Origin of the sequence: Armatimonas sp., from assembly GCF_031410135.1 — a bacterium.
In the GTDB taxonomy this organism is placed as follows: Bacteria; Armatimonadota; Armatimonadia; order Armatimonadales; family Armatimonadaceae; genus Armatimonas.
In genome coordinates this window covers 1-4,704 of sequence record NZ_JANNYP010000259.1, presented here as the reverse complement: position 1 = coordinate 4,704, position 4,704 = coordinate 1, and the positions used below count along the sequence as shown (strand labels likewise).

At 60.2% G+C, this 4,704-nt stretch carries 4 protein-coding genes; all 4 read right to left on the bottom strand.

Features of this window, described 5'->3' with window-relative positions; all coding sequences use genetic code 11:
- Window positions 1–719: biotin carboxylase N-terminal domain-containing protein (locus RMO15_RS09720; RefSeq protein ID WP_309711266.1), on the bottom strand; the 719-nt coding region annotated here is incomplete at its 3' end.
- Between the two features lie 3 nt (window positions 720–722).
- Window positions 723–2,297 carry a carboxyl transferase domain-containing protein gene (locus RMO15_RS09715; protein ID WP_369016096.1) on the bottom strand — a complete coding sequence of 525 codons (1,575 nt, stop codon included), beginning with the start codon at window positions 2,295–2,297 and terminating at the stop codon, window positions 723–725.
- Window positions 2,291–3,976 carry an acyl-CoA dehydrogenase family protein gene (locus RMO15_RS09710; RefSeq protein ID WP_309711262.1) on the bottom strand — a complete coding sequence of 562 codons (1,686 nt, stop codon included), beginning with the start codon at window positions 3,974–3,976 and terminating at the stop codon, window positions 2,291–2,293. Before RMO15_RS09710 ends, RMO15_RS09715 begins: the two co-directional genes overlap by 7 nt.
- Window positions 3,969–4,704: (Fe-S)-binding protein (locus tag RMO15_RS09705; RefSeq protein WP_309711259.1), on the bottom strand; the 736-nt coding region annotated here is incomplete at its 5' end. The genes RMO15_RS09705 and RMO15_RS09710, both read right to left, overlap by 8 nt.

Genomic DNA, 4,704 nt, shown 5'->3' with positions numbered 1-4,704 from the left:
CGGCGCTGGATCGAGCACTCACGCTCGAAGAGATGCACGACATTGCCATGGGTATCACCAAAGAGCTGGAACTCGACATGGCGCGGCTTTAAAACATAGCGCTCCAGCAAGACCCGGTCGTCACCAAAGGCGGCAAGGGCTTCCCGACGCGCTTCAGAGAGCTGGGGAAGGAAGTCAGCCAAGTCGTCCACACGACGCATCCCGCGCCCACCGCCGCCTGCACTGGCCTTGATCAGTAGCGGCGTGCCGATCTTCTCTGCCTCGTCACGTAGCACCGTGTCGTCTTGGTTGTCGCCGTTGTAGCCTGGCACGACGGGAACCCCAGCGGCGGCCATTGTCCGCTTGGCCCCGATCTTATCCCCCAGCGCCCGAATTACCGCACCCGGCGGCCCCACAAAGACAATCCCCGCTGCCGCGCAGGCATCCGCAAAGACCGCGTTCTCTGACAGAAAACCGTAGCCTGGGTGAATCGCATCCGCTCCATGCGCCTTGGCAATGTCCAAAATAGCAGCGGCACGGAGATAGCTCTCCGTCGCTGGGCCGGGGCCAAGGCAGACCGAAAGATCGGCAAGTGCCACGTGGGGTGCATCTCTATCGGCGTCGGAGTAGACCGCGACGGTCGAGATTCCCCGCTCTCGACAAGCCCGGATGATCCGCACCGCAATCTCGCCCCGGTTGGCAATCAATAAACGCTTCATCTCGATAATCCGATCGCTCATAGCTTACATCCTGAAGACGCCGAAGCGGGTGGGAACTTGCGGCGCGTACTGCGCGGCGGCAAGCCCTAAACCGATGGCGCGGCGCGTGTGGATCGGGTCGAGGATGCCATCGTCCCAGAGGCGTGCCGTGGCGTAGTACGGGCTGCCCTCGCGCTCATACATTGCAATCGTCTCCGCTTCTTCGTCACTGCTCATCGCATCGCCCTTCACGGTCTTGAGCACAGACGCCGCCTGTGGGCCGCCCATCACGGAGATTCGGGCATTCGGCCACATCCAGAGCTGACGCGGGCCAAAGGCACGACCACACATCCCGTAGTTTCCTGCCCCAAACGAGCCGCCCACAATCACCGTGAACTTCGGAACTTCTGCGCAACTCACGGCCATTACCAGCTTTGCCCCGTGCTTGGCGATTCCTTCGTGCTCGTAGCGGCTACCCACCATAAAGCCAGTGATATTTTGCAAGAAAACCAGCGGAATATTGCGCTGACAGCAGAGCTCGATAAACTGTGCGCCTTTGAGTGCGGACTCTGAGAACAGCACACCGTTGTTGGCAATAATCCCGACCGGCCAGCCCTCCCAGTGCGCAAAACCACAGATCAGAGTCTGACCGTAGAGCGGTTTGAACTCATGGAACTTCGAGCCATCTACCAGCCGGGCGATCACCTCACGAATCTCAAAGGGCTGGCGCAGGTCTTTAGGAAGCAGGCTGTAGAGCTCGTCCGCAGGATAGAGCGGCTCTTCGGACACTTGCGGCGGTGCAATCGGCTTCTGCGGTAGGTGCGCGACGGCATCCCGCAAGATCGCCAAGGCATCTTCCTCATTCTCGGCGAGATAGTCAGCAACCCCGGAGAGCCGCGTGTGGACATCGCCGCCACCCAGTGCCTCCGCCGTCACTTCCTCACCCGTCGCCGCCTTCACCAGCGGCGGTCCCGCAAGAAAAATTGTCCCATTGCCCTTCACAATCACGGTCTGGTCACTCATCGCGGGGACATAAGCTCCGCCTGCCGTACAGCTTCCCAGCACCGCCGCAAGCTGGGGGATTCCCAGTGCGCTCATCCGTGCCTGGTTGTAGAAAATCCGCCCGAAGTGCTCTTTATCCGGGAAAACCTCTGCCTGGAGCGGGAGATAGGCACCGCCTGAGTCCACCAAGTACAGACAGGGCAGGCGATTCTCTTGTGCAATCTCTTGCAGGCGCAGGTGCTTCTTCACGGTCATCGGGAAATACGTCCCGCCTTTTACCGTGGCATCATTGGCGACAATCGCGCAAGGTCGCCCGTGGATTGTCCCGATTCCCGTGACCAGCCCCGCGCCCGGAGCCTGGTCACCGTAGATTCCATTGGCCGCCAGGGTCGAGAACTCCAGAAACGGCGCACCAGGGTCGAGCAAGGCGTCTATGCGCTCGCGTGGGAGCTTCTTCTTTCGGGCATGGTGCTTTGCCACCGACTCGGTACCACCGCCTAAACGAGCTGTCGCCAGCCGCGCTCTTAGCTCCGCGGCAAGTGCTCGGTTGTGCTCGGCATTCTCCCGGCCCGAGGGCGCATTGGGATCCAGATTGGTTTCTAAGATCTCCGTCAAAATGGATATCTCTCCCCCGCGAGAACCGTGGCCGCGAGCTGTCGGCGTAGGTCAATCGCATCGGTACCGGAGCTTGGAGAAAGCTCGGCTAAAAGGCTCATGGTGCTTGCCTGGTCGGCGTGACAGCGGGTGAGAACTTGCTGTGCCAAAGCAACTCCCGCTGTCTGAGACTCATGCAAATAGAGTGCGGTACAGAGCCTTGCGGTTTCCTGCGCCGCGCCTTTGAGCTTCGAGACTCGTAGCGCCATACTTTCGTGGCAGTAGGCGGAAGAGATAATATCCGAGACGGCTCCCAATGCTTCTTGTTCCTCAGACAGGCTCGCTCCAAAGTGCTCGGTCAGCAAGTGGAGCAAGCGTAGGCCGGTGCGTTTCAAGCCGCAATTTACGTCTTGGGCGTCGAGGCTCAGGCGGCCTTGTTTGGCGCGGCGCAGGAGTGTATTGATGATAATGGGCCGCACGATCTCATTGGCTCCCTCCCCGATTCTCAGCAGGCGCTGGTCGCGCCAGGCACGCGCCACGGGGAACTCCTCGGTGTAGCCGTAGCCACCATGGATCTGGATGGCCTCGTCGGTGGCCCAGGAGTAGAGCTCGCTGCCGATCACTTTGACAATACTGCACTCAATGGCGTACTCCTCGGCGGCGTGATGGTAGTGCTTCGCGGCATCGTCGGCAGTGGCATCAATTCCCTCAAATACCGAGTCCAGCTCGCCTGCGAGTCGGTAGACCGCCGACTCCAGCGCAAAGAGCCGGGCGCACATCGAGCCCAGCTTGGCCTGGATCATCCCGAAGCTACCAATACTACGGTTGAACTGCTTGCGCTGGTTGGCATAGGTCGCGCAGACAGCCAGGGTCTCTTTGATTCCCCCGACGGCTCCTGCCTCTAGCTTAAAGCGGCCCATATTGAGTGCACAGAACGCGGCGTAGTGGCCTTTTCCCACCTCACCAACGAGATTATCATAAGGAACCTGGACATTCTCAAGAATCACCTGGCGCGTGGATGTCCCCTTCATGCCGAGCTTGTGCTCTTCTTTGCCAAAGCTGACCCCTGGCGTGTCGCGCTCGACCATAAAACACGAAAACTTGTCGCCGTCCACCTTGGCAAAGACCGAGAAAATTTGCGCAAACGCCGTGTTGGTGATCCACATCTTCGTGCCGTTGAGTGTCCAGTACTTGCCATCTTCGGAGAGATCGGCGCGGGTCTGTGCCCCGAGTGCATCGGAGCCGGAGCCGGTCTCGGAGAGGGCAAAGGAGCCGATCCACTCCCCGCTAGCGAGCTTGGGGAGGTACTTACTCTTGAGCGCGTGGCTCCCAAAGAACATCAGCGGCAGCGTGGCGATCACGGTGTGCGCCTCGTGGGAGAGCGCAAACGACTGCTGCCAGTTGAGCTTCTCGGCGATCAAGGCCCCCGTGCGGTTGTCCAAACCAAAGCCACCGTAGGCTTCCGGCACTTCCGCACCAAGCAGGCCAGCATCCCCGGCCTTGTGCATCAGAGCTGCCATGAGATCTATATCATGGGCTTCGATTCGCTCGACATGCGGTAGGACTTCTTTTTTGAGAAAGTCCTCGGCGGCGCGGCCCATCAGCCTAGCCTCCGCAGTAAAGTCCTCGGGGCTAAAAATGCTCTCAGGGGTGGCATCGTTTACGAGAAACGCACCGCCCGACAGCGATGCCAGGTTACTCATTTTCCAATTCCTTTTTCTTGTTTGCGCGGACGAGAAGCTCCGCAATATCCACGATCTCGGGAGGGGCTTCCCCGCCGACAGCCGCCACGGAGTCGCCGACCATGACTTTACAGAATGGGCACCCCACGGCAATCGTCTCCGCACCCGTTGCGATCAGCTCTTCGGCACGGTTTCGTCCGGGACGCTGGCTTGGTGGCTCTTCCATCCACATCCTGCCTCCACCGGCACCACAGCAGAAAGTCTTGTCTTTGTTGCGCTCCGGCTCCAGCATGGGCAGTTTCAGTGCCGCACGGAGGGTCTTGCGCGGCGCCTCGGTCTCGCCGTTCACCCGCGCCAGAAAACACGGGTCGTGGTACGTGACGGAAGTGTCCAGCGGGTTATCTAGTTTCAGACGACCGCTCTCGATTAGCTCCGCGAGAAACTGTGTGTGGTGAAGAACATCGTAGTTACCACCGAACTGCCCGTACTCGTTCTTGAGTGTGTGCAGGCAGTGAGGGCACTGGGTGACGATGCGCTTGGCCTTGACTGCCTCCAGAGTGGCGATATTGGTCTCGGCGAGCTGCTGGAAGAGAAACTCATCCCCGATGCGCCGGGCGGCATCCCCCGTGCAGCGCTCTTTCGGGCCAAGAACCGTAAACTTCACGCCTGCCGATGTAAGAAGCTCGGCGATGGCCTGGACGGTTTTCTGGGCGCGTGGCTCAAACGCCCCGGAGCACCCCACCCAGAAA